Raw genomic sequence first — 17359 nt, forward strand, 5'->3', positions numbered from 1 at the left:
ACAACGGACCGGACCCCTAATTCCAGACGGGGACGATTTAGTAATCGTTTAAACTATCAACAACAGATTTTAACAAAGCTGAAAAATAAAAAGACAGCCTGCCGGATCGGCAGGCTGTCTTTTTTATGAATTACTCACCAAGGTTTTCTTCTTTTGCTTTTGCAACAACAGCGTTTACTGCTTCTTCTTCGTCTGCACCTTCAGCAGAGAACGTGACTTCAGCGCCGTTTGGAATTCCAAGGGACATGACGCCCATGATGGATTTCATGTTAACGGACTTGCCATTGTACTCAAGGTTTACGTCAGATTCGAATCGGCCGGCTACTTGTACAAGTGCTGTGGCTGGACGTGCGTGTACACCGTCCGCAGATGTGATTTTCATTGTTTGTTGTGCCATGATACATTCTCCTTTTTATTCAGTGATTTCTACAATATCCGGCTGGTTATGATTCACTTCACCAGAAGCTTTCAGGCTGACACTCTTGCCTTCCTGAAGGTTTGTAAAGATAATCGGTGTCACAATAGACGGAGCGTTTTCCTTAACGAAGTCCAGATCGACCTCCATTAACGCCTGTCCCTGCTTCACTTCGTCTCCTTCAGCTATTTTAGCTGTAAATCCTTCACCTTTCAATCCTACTGTATCAATTCCGATATGAAGCAGGATTTCCATGCCATTATCAGCTTCAAGGCCGATCGCATGTTTTGTAGGGAATACGTTCAACACTTTACCATTGATCGGTGATACCACTTTTCCGTCAACCGGCTCGATGGCAAAGCCGTCACCCATCATTTTACCAGAGAACACCTGATCCGGCACCTCTGTAATCGGCATGATTTTTCCTTTCAGCGGGCTGACAAACGAAAGCTCGCCTTCAGCAACAGGAGCTTCTGCCTGTTTCTGTTCATTCATAATTTCAGCTACGTCTTCTTTGGAACGTGGTGTTTTACCATCAATGATGTCCTGCATTTGTCCACGCAGCGTATCAGAGACAGGGCCGAAGATAGCCTGGATGTTGTTTCCAACTTCCATGACCCCGGAAGCACCTAGTTTTTTCAGACGGTTTTTGTTGACATCATTTTTATCGTTTACAGAGACACGGAGTCTTGTGATACAAGCATCCAGGTGGTCGATGTTTTTCTGACCGCCCATCGCCTCAAGAATTTCAAATGGCAGGTCGCCCACTTCTCCATCCTCTTCTTCATCTTCTGCTTCGTCTTCACGGCCTGGAGTAGCCAGGTTGAACTTAAGGATCGCCCAGCGGAACCCGAAGTAGTAGATGACGGAGAAGATAAGTCCAACGATGATGACCCACCACCAGTCTGTACGGTTGGGAAGGACACCAAAGAGAATAAAGTCAATCAGACCACCGGAGAAGGTCTGTCCGATTTTCACCCCGAGGATCTCCATGATCATGAAGGAGAATCCGGCAAATACAGCGTGAATAGCGAAAAGGATCGGTGCTACGAACAAGAATGAGAATTCAATCGGTTCTGTAATCCCTGTAAGGAAAGAAGTCAGGGCAGCAGAAGCCATGATTCCTCCGACCACTTTTTTACGTTCCGGCTTCGCTGTGTGATAAATGGCAAGCGCTGCCGCGGGAAGACCGAACATCATGAACGGGAATTTACCGACCATGAAAGTACCGGCAGTAAAATCAACCCCATCTTTCAGCTGTTCGAAGAAAATTGTCTGGTCACCACGGATAATTTCACCGGCCGCGTTGGTGTAGGAACCAAACTCAAACCAGAATGGTGAATAGAAAATGTGGTGCAGACCAAATGGAATCATGGAACGCTCAATCAGGCCGAAGAAGAAAGCAGAGATGGTCTGGTTTCCTTCAAGCATCAGCTGGGAAAGAGCATTCAGACCGGCTTGTGCAAACGGCCATACCCAAAGCATAATCACACCTAGAATCAAGGACGTAAACGCCGTGATGATTGGAACGAAACGTTTACCGGCAAAGAATCCAAGGAACTGTGGCAGTTCTATATTGAAATACCGGTTGTACATCGATGCTGCTAATATACCGACGATAATACCTCCAAAGACTCCGGTCTGGAGCGTTGGTATACCGAGGACTTCCGCATAGGCGGGATCAGAGACCATGTCGGCATCAACGTTACCGAGCACGCCCATAACAACGTTCATAATTAAGTAACCGATAATCGCAGCAAGACCTGCAACACCATCGCCTTTAGCAAGACCGATGGCAACACCTACAGCGAAAAGAAGCGGCAGGTTGGCAAAGACAATTCCACCAGCTTCAGCCATCACCTGGAGCAGTGTCTGCACCCACTCGGTACCGAAGAATGGAACTTTGTCGACAAAGCTGTCCTGTGCAAAACTTGTACCAAAAGCTAGAAGAATACCGGCTGCAGGCAGCAGGGCCACAGGGGTCATCAACGCTTTACCGACTTTTTGCAGTGTGCCGAAAGCATTCTTAAACATAAGTATTTCCTCCTTTTTGTTTGTGGCAGAAATGCCGGAGCAATCAAACTAAAACGGTTTCAGTCTTAAACAGATCATAACCATGTAGGAATAATGACTTGAAGCCGATCTGTTTATGGACATAAAAAAGGCATGAGCACAGCAGGCCAAAGTGGCATAAGGATAGACCTATCCCTATGATAACCACTTCCCCTGCATGTACTCATGCCTGATCGTGTCAGTAACACGTACGTTTTAGGATTTATGGGTTAAACGCTGCAGATGAATCGTCAGATAAACGGCTTCTGATTCATCTACGGGTTTATTCAGCTGTTTCTGCATCACTTTAATCAACTTCCAAGCAAGATTATAGCATACCGGGTACTCTTGTTTCAACATCTGAGCAAGACGAATTTCATCCCCTGCCGATTCCCCCTGGTAGACACGGTCGATTGCTCTGTGAAGGTGCTGGACAAGCCGGTGATAATCGACACTTTTTTTGTCGATTTCAACGTCCATGGTTTCCTCCACAATTCCTACAAGCCGGGTGATCAACTGGTTATGCCGGTTGATTTCCCGGAGCGTCTTATCCGTGACTGCACTATGAATATGCAGCGCAATAAAACCGGTTTCCCCTTCCGGAAAATGAATGCCCATCTGGTCGTAGATCATTGTCACCACTTCTGTCGCCACCTGGTATTCCTTCGGGTAAAGCGATTCGATTTCGAACAGGAAAGGATTGGTGAACTGCATTTCCTTTTTCGCCCTGTTGATGGCGAAAGCGATGTGGTCAGTCAGAGCCACGTGGATATGCTGGTTCAGCTCCTGCCCCATCCTCGCTTCAATATGATGCAGAATATCATTCATAAAATCGATCAGCGCTTCATCAATGTAAGGCAGCAGATTGACATACTGTTCCTTTTCCTGTTCATTGCTCAATAGAAAGGTTTTGTCGGCTTTATCGAAGGAGACGTCCTCCCCTGTGGACTTGTTAAAACCGATCCCTTTTCCGATCAGCACCACTTCCTCGTAGGACGGGTGGGCAGCAATGATGACGTTATTATTCAATACTTTTTTTATTGTTAATTGCTGTTCCATAACGGTCCCCCACTAACATCACACTAAAAGCGTTTTCAGTCATCTCATAACTTCTATCCTATAGTTGATTTGTATTTTTTACAAGAGGTTAAACTACGGGCAGGTATTCTCCTTTGTGTGTAAGCGATTACGTCGTGTACAATCATGAAGGTACTTGATAAATGCCAAAGGAAGGAGCATTTCCATGATCAAATTGTTTGTGACAGACCTTGATGGCACCCTGCTCGGTCAGGACCATTATATAAAGAATGAAGATGTAGATGCCTTAAAAAAAATGATCGACTACGGGACTCCGCTTGCCGTAGCATCCGGACGGATGGACCATGAAATCAGCGAGGTGCTGAAACGTGTAGGCGTCAACGGCCACCGCGTCAGCCAGAACGGTGCTTTCGTGTTTGACGATCAGAACAAGCCGGTCCTCGCAAAGACGTTCGACCCTGAGCTTGCCCGCCGGATTGTCAGTGAAATTGACGCCGAACCGATGGTTAAAACCGTATCGACAGCTGATGAAACCTTTACGAAGGAGCACAGCCACTGGATCGACCTCATTTCCGAGCAGATGTTCCATGACATCATCGTTAAGCCGGAGCTGAATGAGCTGATCGGTACAAAAGTGACCCCGTCCAAGATTACCCTGCACGGACAGGAAGCCGATGTCATCAAGGCTGCTGATAAAGTCGCAGGCGCCTTCGGCGAAGAAATCGACAGCTTCATCTCCCATGAAACCTGCGTGGATATGATGCCTAAAAACATCAATAAGCAGAGTGGTTTGAAAAAGCTGATCGAAGGACTCGGGCTTGCGCCTGAAGAAATCGCCTGTGTCGGGGATTCCTTTAATGATGTAAGCATGTTTGAAATGACACCACACAGCTACGTCATGTCCACAGCACGTGATGAAGTGAAAGCGAAAGCCGGTACGGTTGTCGATCATGTTCACGAAGCCATTGAAGACCTTGATAAAAAAGGCCTGCTCAGAAAACAAGAACAAGTAGTTGACGTTTAAGTCACCTGCTTGTTCTTTTTTCATGCTAGCTTTCTTCGATATATTCCTGCATGAACCTGTCAATGGAATCGAATGCAAACCCTTTTCGGTACAGGCCTGCTTTCACCTTCTGCTTCAGTTCATAGCCTTCTGCCTTGGAAGAATACTTCCGGAGCAGTTTCTCCCCCTGGTGAACGACCGCCTGCCACTCGGCATCCTCATTTTCCTCATCAGGGAGCTGTGTAAGCACCTCTTTTATGACATCTCCTGTAAAGCCTTTCTGCATCAGCGTCTGCTGCACCTGTTGAACCTGCTGTTTATGAGACTTCCTGCCATCGTTCCTCATTTTCTTTTCCGCAAATTTCAAGGCTTTTTCAATCTGCTCGTCGAAAGAATAATGATGAAGCGCATCCGCTGCGGTCTGCGCATGGACCCCTTTTTCAATCAGTTCCTTTTTCACCATGAGCGGCCCTTTACTGGAAGTCGTCACCCTCGTCCGGACAAGGGAACGGGCAAATTCCTGATCATTCAGCAGCCGCTCGTTTTGTAACCGCTGGATGATTTCATCAATCTGCTCCGGATCGGTTTCCTTGTCCGTCAAATAATCACGGATTTCCTTTTCCGACCGCATTCGATAGCTTAAATAATTGATGGCAAGGGTATAGGATTTATGCAGGTTATCACTCTGAATCAGTGCCTGGACCGCGGCATCATCAAGCTCCATATTTTTCTGGAGGTTGTGCTTGATGAGGACATCTTCATCAACACTGAATCCGTATTCTTCTCCCTGGCCTTTATCCAGAAAAATATTGTACCGTGCCTTATTTTTTTTCTGCGTTGTAATTTTTGTCAGTTTAGCCATTCGCTTCACCCCAATGCGTTTATTTTACCACGACTCCACCTTATATACATGATAAAGGACCGGGGACAGCCTATCCATAGAACAGGAGGAATAGAAATGAAAATTGCCGTAACTGGTGGAACAGGATTTGTAGGACAGAAACTCGTACAATCGTTACAAGAGGAAGGTCATGACATCTACATACTGACCCGGAGTCCCGAAAAGCACCAAAACACAGATCAGGTCACTTTTGTTGGATGGTTGAAGGAATCCTTCAACCCGGAAAAGAAACTGCCTGTGCTGGACGCCATTGTAAACCTGGCCGGTGAATCGTTGAACAGCGGACGGTGGACAGAGGAAAAGAAACAGTCCATCTTAAAGAGCCGGATCGAAGCCACTGAGGGCGTGCTTGACTTGATTGATGCCCTTCCTGAAAAGCCGGATGTACTCGTCAACGCATCAGCTGTCGGATTTTATGGACAATCCAAAACGAAAACGTTTACGGAAGAAACGACAAAAGCAGGGAACGATTTTCTTGCGAGTGTCGTCGTGGAATGGGAGGAAAGAGCGGCTAAAGCCAGGGAAAAAGGGGTGCGGACCGTTTATGTGCGCTTCGGAATTATCTTAGGTGAGGAAGGCGCCCTTCCTAAAATGGTCCTGCCTTACAAAATGATGGTCGGTGGAAACCTTGGCTCCGGCGAGCAGTGGATGTCCTGGATCCACGTCCAGGACGTTGTCGGCCTCATTCAATTTGCCCTCATTCACCCTGACCTGGAGGGGCCGTTGAATGGAACAGCTCCCAATCCGAAGCGAAACAAAGATTTCGGACAGACATTGGGGGATGTTCTCAACCGGCCGCACTGGCTCCCGGCTCCGGCCTTCGCATTGAAGGCGGCGCTTGGAGATATGAGCACCCTCTTGCTCGATGGTCAGGCCGTCATTCCGAAAAAAGCGCTACGCGAGGGGTACAGCTTCAAGTATCCCGAACTAGAGCCGGCTCTTTCCTCTATTTTGGAAAACTAGCAAAAAAAGGAACAAAGTCCCGGACTTTGTTCCTTTTTTTAGAGCCAACAGGACAGAATAACCGTATAATAAAAGTATAACTATTGGAAAGGCTGTATGTTTATGATGACTGTCATTAAGAATGTCCATATTCACCCGATCACCTCCCCTTCTATTCCGAATGGCTCTGTCCACGTTGTCGACGGAAAAATTCAGGATTATGGAGCGGACCTTCAAATTCCTGAACAAGCGGAATGCATTGATGGAAAAGGCATGGACTTGTATCCCGGCTTTATTGACGTCCACACCCACCTCGGATTATATGATGAAGGTACAGGCTGGGCAGGCAGTGATGCCAACGAAACGATCGAAGCCATTACTCCACACTTAAGAGCTATCGACGGCGCTCATCCGCTGGATCCTGCCTTCTTCAATGCGCGCAAAGCGGGTGTCACGACTGCCCACATTATGCCGGGGAGCGCCAACATGATCGGCGGAATGACGTCGGTTATCAAGACCGTTGGCCATACGATCAACCAAATGATTCTACGGCAGACGGCCGGACTGAAGCTGGCTCTCGGTGAAAACCCGAAACGCATTCACTCCCAGTCCAAAAATGCGTCCATTACGCGTCTTGGAATTATGGGGACGCTTCGGGAAACGTTCTATGCTGCCATGAAAGATCCCGACCCCGGCCTCCGTGTCCAGCCGATACTCAAAGCGCTCAATAAGGAAATCCCTGTCCGGATCCACGCACACAGAGCGGATGACATTGTTACAGCGCTCCGGTTTGCAGATGAGTTCGATCTCGATTTAAGAATCGAACACTGTACAGAAGGGCACCTGATTGCAGACGAGCTGGCCGGCCGTGATCTTCAGGTATCTGTCGGCCCCACCTTTACACGGGCGTCTAAAATTGAACTGCGCAATAAAACGTGGCAGACGTATAAAATTCTGCATGACTACGGCATTAAAGTATCGATTACGACCGATCATCCCTACACCCCTATCCAATACTTAAACATCTGTGCAGCCCTGGCGGCCAGAGAAGGAATGGAAATTGAGGATGCCCTCCGCGGCATTACCATTACTCCAGCGAAAAACCTTGGCGTGGATGACCGTGTCGGATCTATCGAAAAAGGCAAAGATGCCGACCTTGTCCTATGGAGCGGCCACCCTTTCGAGTATCTCTCCAAACCGATATGGACAATGATTGATGGGAAAATGGTTTACTATCAGGAATAACAAAACAAGCCTCCACCATAAGCGGGTGGAGGCTTGTTTTCATTCATTCAAGATTGGCATGCTTTCCGTACATCGTCTCTGAATCCAGTCCTTTTTTCTCCATCAGACCTAAAATCAAAGCATCATATAAGACAAGCATGGTTTGTTCAAATAAAGATCCCATCGGCTGTATCGTGCGGAACTCTTCCTGACCACGGTCTTTGGGTGCACCCGGCATTTGAACCGTCAAATCCGCTGTTTTTCCGATTGTAGAATCAGGCTTGATCGTAACAGCCGCCACTTTTCCACCTAAACGCTTTGCCTTTTCTGCAACAGCCGCAAGCGAAACGGTTTCTCCAGAGCCTGTCCCGATAATCAAAAGGTCCCCTTCTTCCAATCCAGCTGTGACGGTCTCACCTACCGCATAAGCGTCCAGTCCTATATGCATGAGACGCATGACAAAAGATTTTCCCATTAACCCGGACCGGCCGGCGCCCGCAACGAAAATTCTCCTGGACTGAAGCATCTGGGTAATCAGTGCTTCTGTTTCTTCTTTAGAAATGTAAGAAACACTTTCTTCGAGTTCAGCGACAATCTTTTTCATATACGCTTGTGCATTCATAAGATGACTCAGCCCTGGGTGATCAGCTCTTTGATTTGCTTGGCAGCTGATGCTTGATCTTCCTGACCAGTAATTCCTCCGCCGACAATGATTAAATCAGGCTTGTGGCTGATCACTTCTGGAAGGGTTTCGAGCTTGATGCCGCCCGCAATAGCCGTCTTCGCGTTCTTGACTACTTTCTTAATTGCGGCAAGGTCTGCAAAAGAATCTTTTCCAACGGCTTGGAGATCATAACCCGTGTGCACACAAATGTAATCCACACCGAGCTGGTCCAGTTCTCCGGCACGTGTTTCAACATCCTGAACAGCGATCATGTCGGCAAGAATCTCTTTGCCCTGATTCTTCGCTTCCTCGACGGCACCTTTGATGGATTCATCTTCAGCAGCTCCCAGAATGGTAACGATGTCTGCTCCGGAAGCAGACGCCTGGCTGACTTCGTAACCGGCAGCATCCATAATTTTAAGATCAGCAAGAACCGTCATATCCGGGAAGGCTTTCTTCACTTCTCTAACCGCCTTCAATCCTTCATTGATGACGACCGGCGTTCCGATTTCCACCACATCGACATGGTTCTCCACTTCCTTCACCACTTCAATGGCACCGTTAATATCTACAAGGTCTAAAGCAAGTTGTAATTTCATTTATCTTCGACTCCTTCTTCTTTGAGTTTGGATAAGCCCCAGGTTAAAAACTTTACGCTGTGGCACAGGGATTAGTATACTCAGCCTAGTGAAATAAAAAAAGTACGCATTTTTTTCTCACGTAGTGAAAAAAAGTATACTGCCCCCTCGACTTTTATATAGAAAGGAAGAGCATGATGCCGAATTTGGGAGAACGATCATTCAACTGTGAAAAAGAATTAACTTTAGCCATTATAGGTGGAAAGTGGAAAATGCTGATTCTCTGGCATTTAGGAAAAGAAGGAACGAAACGCTTCGGAGAACTGAAGACCCTTATGCCGGGGATTACCCAGCGGATGCTCGTCAACCAGCTGCGTGAACTTGAAGCCCACGATATCATTCACCGGGAAGTGTACCCGGTTGTTCCACCCAAAGTGGAATATTCGCTGACCAAACACGGGGAAAGCCTGCTTCCGATCTTAGAAGCGATGTACGCCTGGGGAAGAAATTATGTCGATGAGGTGCTCGATGGTAAAGATGACTTCACTATCGCCGGGGATCACAGCGGATAACGTATAACATCCATCCATAGCAAGGCAGTAAAAAGGGCACCGATTCATCCCGGTGCTTTTTTTGCACATTCATTACAAATATAATGTTTCGAATTCAAACTTTACGGCAATAGGTAGACTGTAACAAAACTTGTACAAGTGTTACACAACGTTGTATGAATTCGATATTTTTTGCCTCTCCGGCAATCAATATAAAAAATCAAGGGAGTGGAATGAATGAAAAAGTTGTTATCAAGTCTTGCTGCTGTTGTTTTGATTTTTGGAATGTTCGCCCCGGCTGTTTTCGCAGATCATCACGAGGAAGCTATGCTCCGTGTCGTCCATGCTTCACCTGATGCGCCTGCGGTTGACGTATACTTAAATGATGAAGCCGCTGTGGAAGGTGCTGAGTTCAAAGCAGCTACCGACTATATGAAAGTTCCTGCAGGAGAACATACCGTTGAAATTTATGCAGCCGGTACAAAAGGTGAACAGGATCCTGTCATTTCTACAAATGTTACGGTAGAAGCTGGTAAAGCTTATACCGCAGCAGCTGTTGATAACCTGGAGAATCTGCAGTTGAAAGCTCTTGAAGATTCCATGGAAGCAAGCGAAGATATGGCTAAAATCCGTGTTGGACACTTCATTCCAGAAGCACCAGCTGTTGATGTAGGACCTATTGATGGAGACGCTGTCTTCTCTGGTGCCGAATTCCCGATGGTAACCGATTATAAGGAACTTGAAGCAGGAACGTATGATCTTGAAGTACGCACAACAGATGGGGCACAGCTGATTGACCTTTCCGGAACAACTCTGGAAGCAGGGAACGTCTATAGTGCATTCGCTGTAGGGACCGCTGATAATCCTGAAGTAATCCTTCTTCAAGATTCATCCGCGATGCCTTCTGATATGCCTGAAACTGGTTTTGGTGGAACAAGTCAAACTTCCAATGCCCTTCTATATGCCGGTATCCTGGGTCTGGCAGCAGCAGGTGCTGGTGTATTCCTTACACGCAGAAAATCTGAAGCGTAAGTAAAATATGAAAAGAATCTTCACCCCTGTGATCCTCGGTCTCTTCGTTTTCTTCGCAAGCTATTCCCTGCTTAGCGAAGAACCCTTGAAAGAGGTCGGGGTTCTTTCTACCTCCAGCCAGGATGAGTTTATGAAAGAAACACACGCAGGAGAAAAAGAAACCAGGGACGCCCTTGAAAACGAGCCGATCCAGCAGAATTACACACCTGCCGCCACCGTATCTCCTGACAAACAGGAGGGCATCGTTCCGAATCGGTTGGAAATCCCGGCCATCGACGTCGACGCCCCTATCCAGTCTCTCGGGTATACCGATGAAGGTGGAATGGCGGTCCCTGCTAACTTGACGGACACCGGATGGTTTGAGCCTGGGACAAAACCAGGGAATCAGGGGAATTCCGTCATTGCCGGTCATGTAGATGGGAGAAGCGGCCCCGCGGTATTTTATGATTTAAAAGAACTGTCAGAGGGCGATGAGATTTATCTTTACGATGATGAAGGAACCCGCCTAACGTTCACAGTGGAAAAAACAGCGTCTTATCCTTTTCAAGATTCACCCATCCGTGAACTTTTCGGTCCTTCCAGCGAACAGAGGTTAAACTTAATTACCTGTACAGGATCGTACAACCAGGAAGCCTCCACCTACTCCGAGCGTCTCGTTGTCTTTACTGTACTGACAGAAGTAGAGGACGTTTAATAGGCACCCAGCCTTCACGATAAGGGTGCCTTTTTTATGTTTTACATAACGGCGGGAAGGTGACGAAACAAGGAAAAAATTTCATCGCAACTTTACAATTATTTTATTCACTTTTTTACGGTTTTGGATTATTATAAGTTTAGATGATTCTTTATAAGTTTCTGTTTTAGGGAAGGCAAATGGTGCGCCACCAGTAGCTTTACTGGTTCTAGTGGGTTCGATTCCCACCCCGGATTTTTGTGAGCAATTGATAAAAATTCGAGGGGGGTTCGAACCAGCCAGGAATGGTTCTTTCCTATGCATACGAACCCCCCTCCTCATCCAAGGAGGGATTTTTTATGCTGAAAAAGCGTGAGCTGCATGACGCCCCGGTTTTGTTTGATTTGATGAGTCACCCTGAAGTTTTTCCATATGTCCGCCATAAAGCTTCATCAAGTGATGAGTTTTACTTTTTGACAAAGCAGACCATAGAAGCAGAAGATCGGGGTGAATTGGTTTCACGTACGATCCTGGATGAGTGGGCCCAGCCAATCGGAACGATCAATCTTTTTGATATACAAGAAGGAAGAGGATTTTTGGCCACTTGGATCGGCCGCCCGTATTTCGGTATGGGATACAACAAGCCTGCCAAGGAAGCGTTTTTTGAAGAGTTGTTCTTCCAGCTGGATGTTCAGGCGGTCTTTATGAAAATCCGCCGTACCAATGTCCGTTCCATGAAAGCCGCACTCAAAATTCCGTATGTATCCTCTGCCAACGAGGATTACCCGGACGTCTACGAATGGATCAACCGTAACGAGGACGTGTATGACCTGTACGTCATTACGAAAGACCAGTATTTATTCCACTATTATGGTGAGCAGAATAATGAGGAAATGATGGAAGCATAAGCAGAGCGCTTATGCTTCTTTTTTGTGGAGAAAACAATCCACAGTGTTGTGCACAATGTGAATAACTTTCTGAATAATCAGCGAAAACGCAACTTTCTCACAGTAATTCCTGTGTACAAAAACCACATCACCGCTGTGGATGATGTGCACAAATCATGTAACCGATGGGATGGGAACCTGCGGGGCATTGATTTCTGTTTTCAGAAGACCTTTCATTGGAACGGGCACTTCTGGTGTGCCGTGAACCCCCGCCGCTACTTCAAATTTATTGAATACAAGCACCAGGTGATCATCCTTCATGTAAAAAGCTGTGTTCTCGCGGACACCCGCAAATGGCTGTTCAGCACGAAGATCCGGATCAGCATCCAATATTTTTTTCACTTCCTTATTCAATTTGGCCATATCAAAGAGATCCTGCAGCTTCTTCACTTCCCCGCCTGTCCTGTCTTCAAAATTCACCGATGTGACCGTTGAATTGTAACGGTCCCCCCTTGATATGTGGGAAATCATGACAACAGAATAGAAATGCTTTTCCTGGTAAACGGCGGACTCCTCATAATACAAATAGGGAACTCCGCTGAAATCGGCTGCCCCCTTCTGCACCCGCCCGGCCGTATGCTCCAGCTTTTGAACAATCCTGTGATTGACGATGTTCTGCAGTTCTTCATTTTCCAAATTCGTAAACAAAGGATAGTCGGCATGTACCTCCCAATCCTCCGCCACTTTATCTTTGTGCATGATTTTATATATACTTTCCGCTGAAACAGCTTCTGATGTGATCAGGGTCATCATCAAAGCCATTACCCATAATCGCTTCACTGTCCATCCCTCCTGTACCATTAGTTTGACCTAAATAGGCGAAACTAATGGACAGGACAGAAATTTTTATCCGCTGGTCTTTATCCATATCCTTTCCAGAGCGTCTGGAACCTGTGATACCATACAAGAAGAAAGGTGGGAAATAAGAATGGATCAACTTATGTTTATACAAACTGGAATGGGAACAGATGTACATGGACAGAACGTGACAAAGGCAGCCGTCCGAGCAATCAAGAATGCCATCCACACCAATTCCATGCCCGGCATACGGACCGTTCTTCCAGAACAATCTCTGGACAATATGAAAATCAACGTCAAACTGGCCGTTCCCTGCGATTTCGATCAGCTGGATCATGAGGAAGTAAAAAAAGCCATTCCTTTCGGCGAAGTGACCATCACCGTCATGGAAGGTGGAATGCTTACAACCAGCGGCATTTTCCTTGAAGAAAAAGAAGACAAAAATGATTTGATGTACATCGTAAACGCAGCCGTTGAAGTCGGTTATTAATCAACAGAAGGCCCGGGATAATCCCGGGCCTAAGCTTGTAGAGAAACCTTTTTTCTAATAACTGCAAAGGGCGGGCATCAATTCTTGGTCACGGGTAGAATTTTTCCAACGCAAGCAGCAGTAACGCAGCCTGTACTGTTCTTTTGAAACGGCGAAGGAGCTATGCTCAACGTTCTCTTTTATCATAGGGTAAAACTGTTTCCACACAAGCATCGGCACGAGGAGCGTTCGGTGGTGACGCCTGCGGGAACTGTGCGAGCCGAAGATCCACTTGGTCCAATGGTTTTCTTGACCAAGTTAGCTGAGGCCGTGCCCGCGGCAAGCATCCACCGATAAGTGGAACGTGCCCCCTCATCACGACAGGACAACTCTAACTGGATAACACGGATTTTTCTACAGCCTTAGGCCCGGGATACTCCCGGGCCTTTAGAGTTTACTGCTCCTCTTCTCTTTCATCCATTTCATCCATATATTTATCATAATGCTCATTTCTTTGGAAGGAGACACCCTCCGCTCCTGTATAGCCATTCATATCCGTGGAAACAAACGACTCGAATTCTTCTGCATAGCCGACACCGTCCTGATTGTCCATAAGGGATGAATCATCATAGGTCATGCTGCTTTGATTGAAGGAAGCCACCTGCTCATAAGCATTCTGTTCATTATATTCAGGATCATCCGAGTCTCTTCCATAGGCATTCTCAAGATGAGTCAACACATCCTGTTCGACCGGAGGGTCAGAGGGAACCTCCTCATTCGGTGATGCATCCGCAATCGTCCGTGCTGTCGGGAGAGCTTCCAGCCGCTCCGCAGGAATCTGCCGGCCCGTCACTTCACAAATGCCGTACGTGCCGTCTTTTATCTGCTGAAGCGAATATTCAATGTCCTGTAATTCTTCTTTAACATGAGCAAGCAGGGCCATATCCTTTTCCCTTTCATACAGCTCTGTCCCTGAATCCGCGGGATGATTGTCGTACTGCGACAATTCACCCGAGGCCATATCACTCGCAAATCCCCGCTTCAGGCCATACTGGTCATCGTCCATCGTCTGTTGTTCCAATTCCCTCTTTCGATCTTCCAACTGCTTTTTATATTGAATATAATCCATGTCATTCCACTCCTGATTGGTAGTCCCTGTTAGTTTGACACTCCCTTCTTTTCCTATACAAAAAGGGAGTGCTCTAACAAGAGCACTCCCTCAGCTTTGAGTAAAACCTTCTGTCCAGCGACTCTAAAGGAGCGGACATCCATCCTAGCGTAAAGCTGTTTTCCCACAGGCATCGCCTCGTGGAGCGCTCGGTGGGGACGCCTGCGGGAACAGCGCGAGCCGAAGATCCACTTGGTCCAATGTTTTCTTGACCAAGTTAGCTGAGGCCGTGCCCGCAGCAAGCATCCGCCGATAAGCGGAACGTACCCTCTCAACACGACATGCGGACAACTCTAACTGGATAGGACGAACTTTTTCTACAGACTGAGGGAGTGCTCTAATAAGAGCACTCCCCTTTTTCTGGTTATTTTCTTAAGGCTTGGAGGAAATCTTCCTTCAAATCCTCAATATCTTCCAACCCGATGGACACGCGGACAAGCCCCTCCGTAATGCCAAGCTCTGCCCGGCGGTCTTCAGGGATGGACGCGTGGGTCATTTGGGCAGGTACAGAAATGAGACTTTCCACAGCTCCAAGACTTTCCGCCAGCGTAAAATAGTTCACATGGCGGAGCACCTTGTCGGCTTTTTCAGCGGTGCCGACGTCAAAACTGATCATACCACCGTTTCCGCCTGCCTGTTTCGTGTGTACATCATGACCATTATGCGAAGAAAGGCCTGGGTAGTAAATGTCCGTGACTTCCGGAAGTTCCTGAAGAAACTCGACGAACTGCCTGGTGTTCTCTTCAATTTCTTCCATGCGGATACCGAGCGTCTTGATTCCTCTCATTAACAGCCACGAATCTTGAGGTCCGAGGATTCCACCTGAAGAATTCAACACAAAATGAACATCTTCCGCGAGCTGTTCTGAATTCACAACGACAAGCCCGGCGACAACATCACTATGTCCGCCTAAATATTTCGTCGCACTGTGCAGGACGATGTCCGCACCGTGCTCCAGTGGATTCTGCCAGTATGGTGTACTGAAGGTGTTATCCACGATAAACGTTAAGTCATGCTTTTTCGCCAGCTCTGCCGTTTGATCAAGGTTGGTAATTTTCAGCAGTGGATTGGTCGGCGTTTCGACGTAGACCGCTTTCGTACGATCCGTGACTGCCGCTTCGATATTCGCCGTATCACTCGTGTCTACAAAACTCGCTTCCAGGCCGAAACGGTTGATCACTTTGGACACGAGACGGTACGTACCGCCGTACACATCGTCGGTAAAAATGATGTGATCTCCGTGGTTGAAAGTCATCAGGACCGCCGTAATAGCGGCCATCCCAGAACCGAAGGCAAACCCGCGGTGCCCGCCTTCCAGATCTTTAATCAGTTCTTCCAGGGCAAAACGGGTCGGGTTGCCTGTCCGCGAATATTCATATCCGCGGTGCTGACCCACGCCATCCTGAGCATACGTGCTGACCTGATAAATCGGCACACTGACCGCTCCTGTTTTTTCATCTCCTGTAATACCACCGTGAATCAACTGCGTTTTTTTCCTCATGCTTTCACTCCTCGTATATTCCTTGGCTTAAATACCGTTCACTGCTGTCGGGAAAAATAGTTACAATCCGGGCCCCGGGTTCTGCCTGCTCCGCTTCCCGGAGGGCGGCTTCAAACACTGCTCCGGAAGAACTCGCCACAAGCAGCCCCTCCTTGAGTGCCAGTTCTCTCACACGGGCAAAGGCATCTTCATCGGCAATCGTGTGAATGGCATCAAAATAATCTGTATCCATATAAAAAGGTAGAAATTCCATACCGATGCCTTCCGTACGATGCGATCCGGCTTCTCCACCATTCAGAATCGATCCCTCCGGTTCAACGATGACCGTCTTGACAGCAGGATTCTGTTCTTTCAAGTACCGTGCTGTCCCCATAAAGGTCCCTCCTGTACCAGCTCCTGCTACGAAAACATCGATGTCTCCCTCAAGATCAGCATAAATTTCCGGACCAATGGATTCATAATAAGCATCCGGGTTAGCCTGATTGTTAAACTGTTGAGGGCTGAAGGCGTCCGGAATCTGTTTACACAGCTCCTCCGCTTTATCAATCGCGCCTCTCATTCCCTGGTCCGTCGGCGTGTTGATCACTTCTGCTCCAAGGGCTCTCATCAGCGTCTGTTTTTCAACACTGAATTTCTCAGGTGTCACAAAAATCACCCGGAACCCTTTTCCAATAGCAGCAAGAGCGACGCCGATCCCTGTATTGCCCGCGGTCGGTTCCACAATTGTCCCGCCAGGCTTCAGCAGGTCACGTGCTAAAGCATCCTCAATCAGTTTTAAACCCAGGCGGTCTTTGATACTACCGCCTGGGTTCATGAATTCAAGCTTGGCAAATATACGGGCTTGATTCGGGATCGCTGAATGAGTGAGTTCAATCATAGGTGTCTGCCCAATCAAAGATTGGATATTCTTCACGTACCCCATCGCATTCTCATCTCCCGTTTTTTAAAAAACTTCCGTCCATTCGTCACGCTTATTCAGAAGCTCGCGGGCAAGCTCCTGTGCACCTTCCAGGCTGTGGCTGGCTGCAAAACCGCACTGCACTTCGTTGCAGGCCGGCACTTCTTCCGCTTCCAATACATCCTGAAGCGTTTTTTCGATCACATTCAGGATATTTTCGTAGCTGTCATCATTCAGTACTGCAATATAAAAACCTGTCTGGCATCCCATCGGTCCGATATCGACGATACGGTCATGGTGGTTCCGGCTGTTCTCTGCCATCAGATGTTCAAGAGAATGAAGTGCAGGCATATTCATATGTTCCTGGTTCGGCTGCTTGATACGCAGATCATATTTATAGATCTTATCTCCCTTTTCCCCTTCGGTCACACCAACAAGGCGTACATAAGGCGCTTTGACTTTCGTATGGTCAAGGTTAAAGCTCTCTACGTTCATAGGCATAAGA

General features: G+C 47.4%; 19 protein-coding genes. 8 read left to right on the forward strand and 11 right to left on the reverse strand.

The features are described 5' to 3' along the window. Window positions 1-130 precede the first annotated feature (130 nt). The 3 genes from ACXADP_RS16195 to glcT all read right to left on the reverse strand — a co-directional run bounded on the left by ACXADP_RS16195 (window position 131) and on the right by glcT (window position 3526). A complete protein-coding gene (locus ACXADP_RS16195) occupies window positions 131-397 on the reverse strand; it encodes a phosphocarrier protein HPr (protein ID WP_474967673.1) in 267 nt (88 codons plus the stop codon). Between the two features lie 15 nt (window positions 398-412). Further along, on the reverse strand, window positions 413-2449 hold the full coding sequence (gene ptsG, locus ACXADP_RS16200; protein ID WP_474967672.1) for a glucose-specific PTS transporter subunit IIBC: 2037 nt from the start codon (window positions 2447-2449) through the stop codon (window positions 413-415). A gap of 234 nt (window positions 2450-2683) precedes the next feature. After that, window positions 2684-3526 carry a glucose PTS transporter transcription antiterminator GlcT gene (glcT, locus tag ACXADP_RS16205; RefSeq protein WP_474967671.1) on the reverse strand — a complete coding sequence of 281 codons (843 nt, stop codon included), beginning with the start codon at window positions 3524-3526 and terminating at the stop codon, window positions 2684-2686. A gap of 184 nt (window positions 3527-3710) precedes the next feature. Between glcT and ACXADP_RS16210 the strand changes: the two genes are divergently transcribed. Further along, window positions 3711-4529 carry an HAD family hydrolase gene (locus ACXADP_RS16210; RefSeq protein ID WP_474967670.1) on the forward strand — a complete coding sequence of 273 codons (819 nt, stop codon included), beginning with the start codon at window positions 3711-3713 and terminating at the stop codon, window positions 4527-4529. Window positions 4530-4554: 25 nt separating this feature from the next. On the opposite strand, the gene recX is transcribed toward ACXADP_RS16210, so the two are convergent. Next, window positions 4555-5370, reverse strand: a complete 816-nt coding sequence (gene recX / locus ACXADP_RS16215) for a recombination regulator RecX (RefSeq protein WP_474971920.1) — start codon at window positions 5368-5370, stop codon at window positions 4555-4557. Between the two features lie 96 nt (window positions 5371-5466). On the opposite strand from recX, the gene ACXADP_RS16220 reads away from it, so the two are divergent. Continuing rightward, window positions 5467-6372, forward strand: a complete 906-nt coding sequence (locus tag ACXADP_RS16220; RefSeq protein ID WP_474971921.1) for a TIGR01777 family oxidoreductase — start codon at window positions 5467-5469, stop codon at window positions 6370-6372. Window positions 6373-6474: 102 nt separating this feature from the next. Next, window positions 6475-7596: an amidohydrolase gene (locus ACXADP_RS16225; protein ID WP_474967667.1), complete on the forward strand. Its 1122-nt coding sequence runs from the start codon at window positions 6475-6477 to the stop codon at window positions 7594-7596. 43 nt (window positions 7597-7639) lie between these two features. Here the strand turns inward: ACXADP_RS16225 and hxlB are convergent, their stop codons facing one another. After that, window positions 7640-8197 (reverse strand): 6-phospho-3-hexuloisomerase, encoded by a 558-nt coding sequence (hxlB, locus tag ACXADP_RS16230; RefSeq protein ID WP_474967666.1) that lies wholly within the window; start codon window positions 8195-8197, stop codon window positions 7640-7642. A gap of 8 nt (window positions 8198-8205) precedes the next feature. Next, window positions 8206-8838 carry a 3-hexulose-6-phosphate synthase gene (hxlA, locus tag ACXADP_RS16235; protein WP_474971922.1) on the reverse strand — a complete coding sequence of 211 codons (633 nt, stop codon included), beginning with the start codon at window positions 8836-8838 and terminating at the stop codon, window positions 8206-8208. A gap of 176 nt (window positions 8839-9014) precedes the next feature. Here hxlA and ACXADP_RS16240 point away from each other — a divergent pair, with 176 nt between their 5' ends. From ACXADP_RS16240 to ACXADP_RS16255, 4 genes are all read left to right on the forward strand, one after another. Further along, complete coding sequence (locus tag ACXADP_RS16240) at window positions 9015-9389, forward strand: winged helix-turn-helix transcriptional regulator (protein ID WP_027956076.1); 375 nt, start codon at window positions 9015-9017, stop codon at window positions 9387-9389. A gap of 216 nt (window positions 9390-9605) precedes the next feature. Next, the gene (locus ACXADP_RS16245; RefSeq protein ID WP_474971923.1) at window positions 9606-10400 is read left to right on the forward strand and encodes a DUF4397 domain-containing protein; all 795 of its coding nucleotides are present in this window, start codon (window positions 9606-9608) and stop codon (window positions 10398-10400) included. A 130-nt stretch (window positions 10401-10530) separates the two neighbouring features. Further along, entirely contained in the window at window positions 10531-11094 is a 564-nt protein-coding gene (locus ACXADP_RS16250; protein ID WP_474971924.1) for a class F sortase, read from the forward strand. Between the two features lie 338 nt (window positions 11095-11432). Then, window positions 11433-11981 (forward strand): GNAT family N-acetyltransferase, encoded by a 549-nt coding sequence (locus ACXADP_RS16255; protein ID WP_206934279.1) that lies wholly within the window; start codon window positions 11433-11435, stop codon window positions 11979-11981. 153 nt (window positions 11982-12134) lie between these two features. Here the strand turns inward: ACXADP_RS16255 and ACXADP_RS16260 are convergent, their stop codons facing one another. Next, window positions 12135-12800, reverse strand: coding sequence for an RsiV family protein (locus ACXADP_RS16260; RefSeq protein WP_474967662.1), 666 nt, complete (start codon window positions 12798-12800; stop codon window positions 12135-12137). 148 nt (window positions 12801-12948) lie between these two features. Here ACXADP_RS16260 and ACXADP_RS16265 point away from each other — a divergent pair, with 148 nt between their 5' ends. Further along, window positions 12949-13308, forward strand: coding sequence for a Lin0512 family protein (locus tag ACXADP_RS16265; protein ID WP_474967661.1), 360 nt, complete (start codon window positions 12949-12951; stop codon window positions 13306-13308). A 433-nt stretch (window positions 13309-13741) separates the two neighbouring features. Here the strand turns inward: ACXADP_RS16265 and ACXADP_RS16270 are convergent, their stop codons facing one another. The 4 genes from ACXADP_RS16270 to ACXADP_RS16285 form a co-directional block, all read right to left on the reverse strand. Continuing rightward, a complete protein-coding gene (locus tag ACXADP_RS16270; RefSeq protein ID WP_474971925.1) occupies window positions 13742-14416 on the reverse strand; it encodes a TraR/DksA C4-type zinc finger protein in 675 nt (224 codons plus the stop codon). Window positions 14417-14819: 403 nt separating this feature from the next. Then, window positions 14820-15956 carry a bifunctional cystathionine gamma-lyase/homocysteine desulfhydrase gene (locus ACXADP_RS16275; protein WP_474971926.1) on the reverse strand — a complete coding sequence of 379 codons (1137 nt, stop codon included), beginning with the start codon at window positions 15954-15956 and terminating at the stop codon, window positions 14820-14822. Window positions 15957-15960: 4 nt separating this feature from the next. Continuing rightward, window positions 15961-16878 (reverse strand): PLP-dependent cysteine synthase family protein, encoded by a 918-nt coding sequence (locus tag ACXADP_RS16280; RefSeq protein WP_474971927.1) that lies wholly within the window; start codon window positions 16876-16878, stop codon window positions 15961-15963. A gap of 21 nt (window positions 16879-16899) precedes the next feature. After that, window positions 16900-17355, reverse strand: a complete 456-nt coding sequence (locus ACXADP_RS16285) for an S-ribosylhomocysteine lyase (protein WP_474967657.1) — start codon at window positions 17353-17355, stop codon at window positions 16900-16902. Window positions 17356-17359: the final 4 nt, after the last annotated feature.

The sequence above is a fragment of the Halobacillus sp. AWH4_228 genome, from assembly GCF_056158365.1.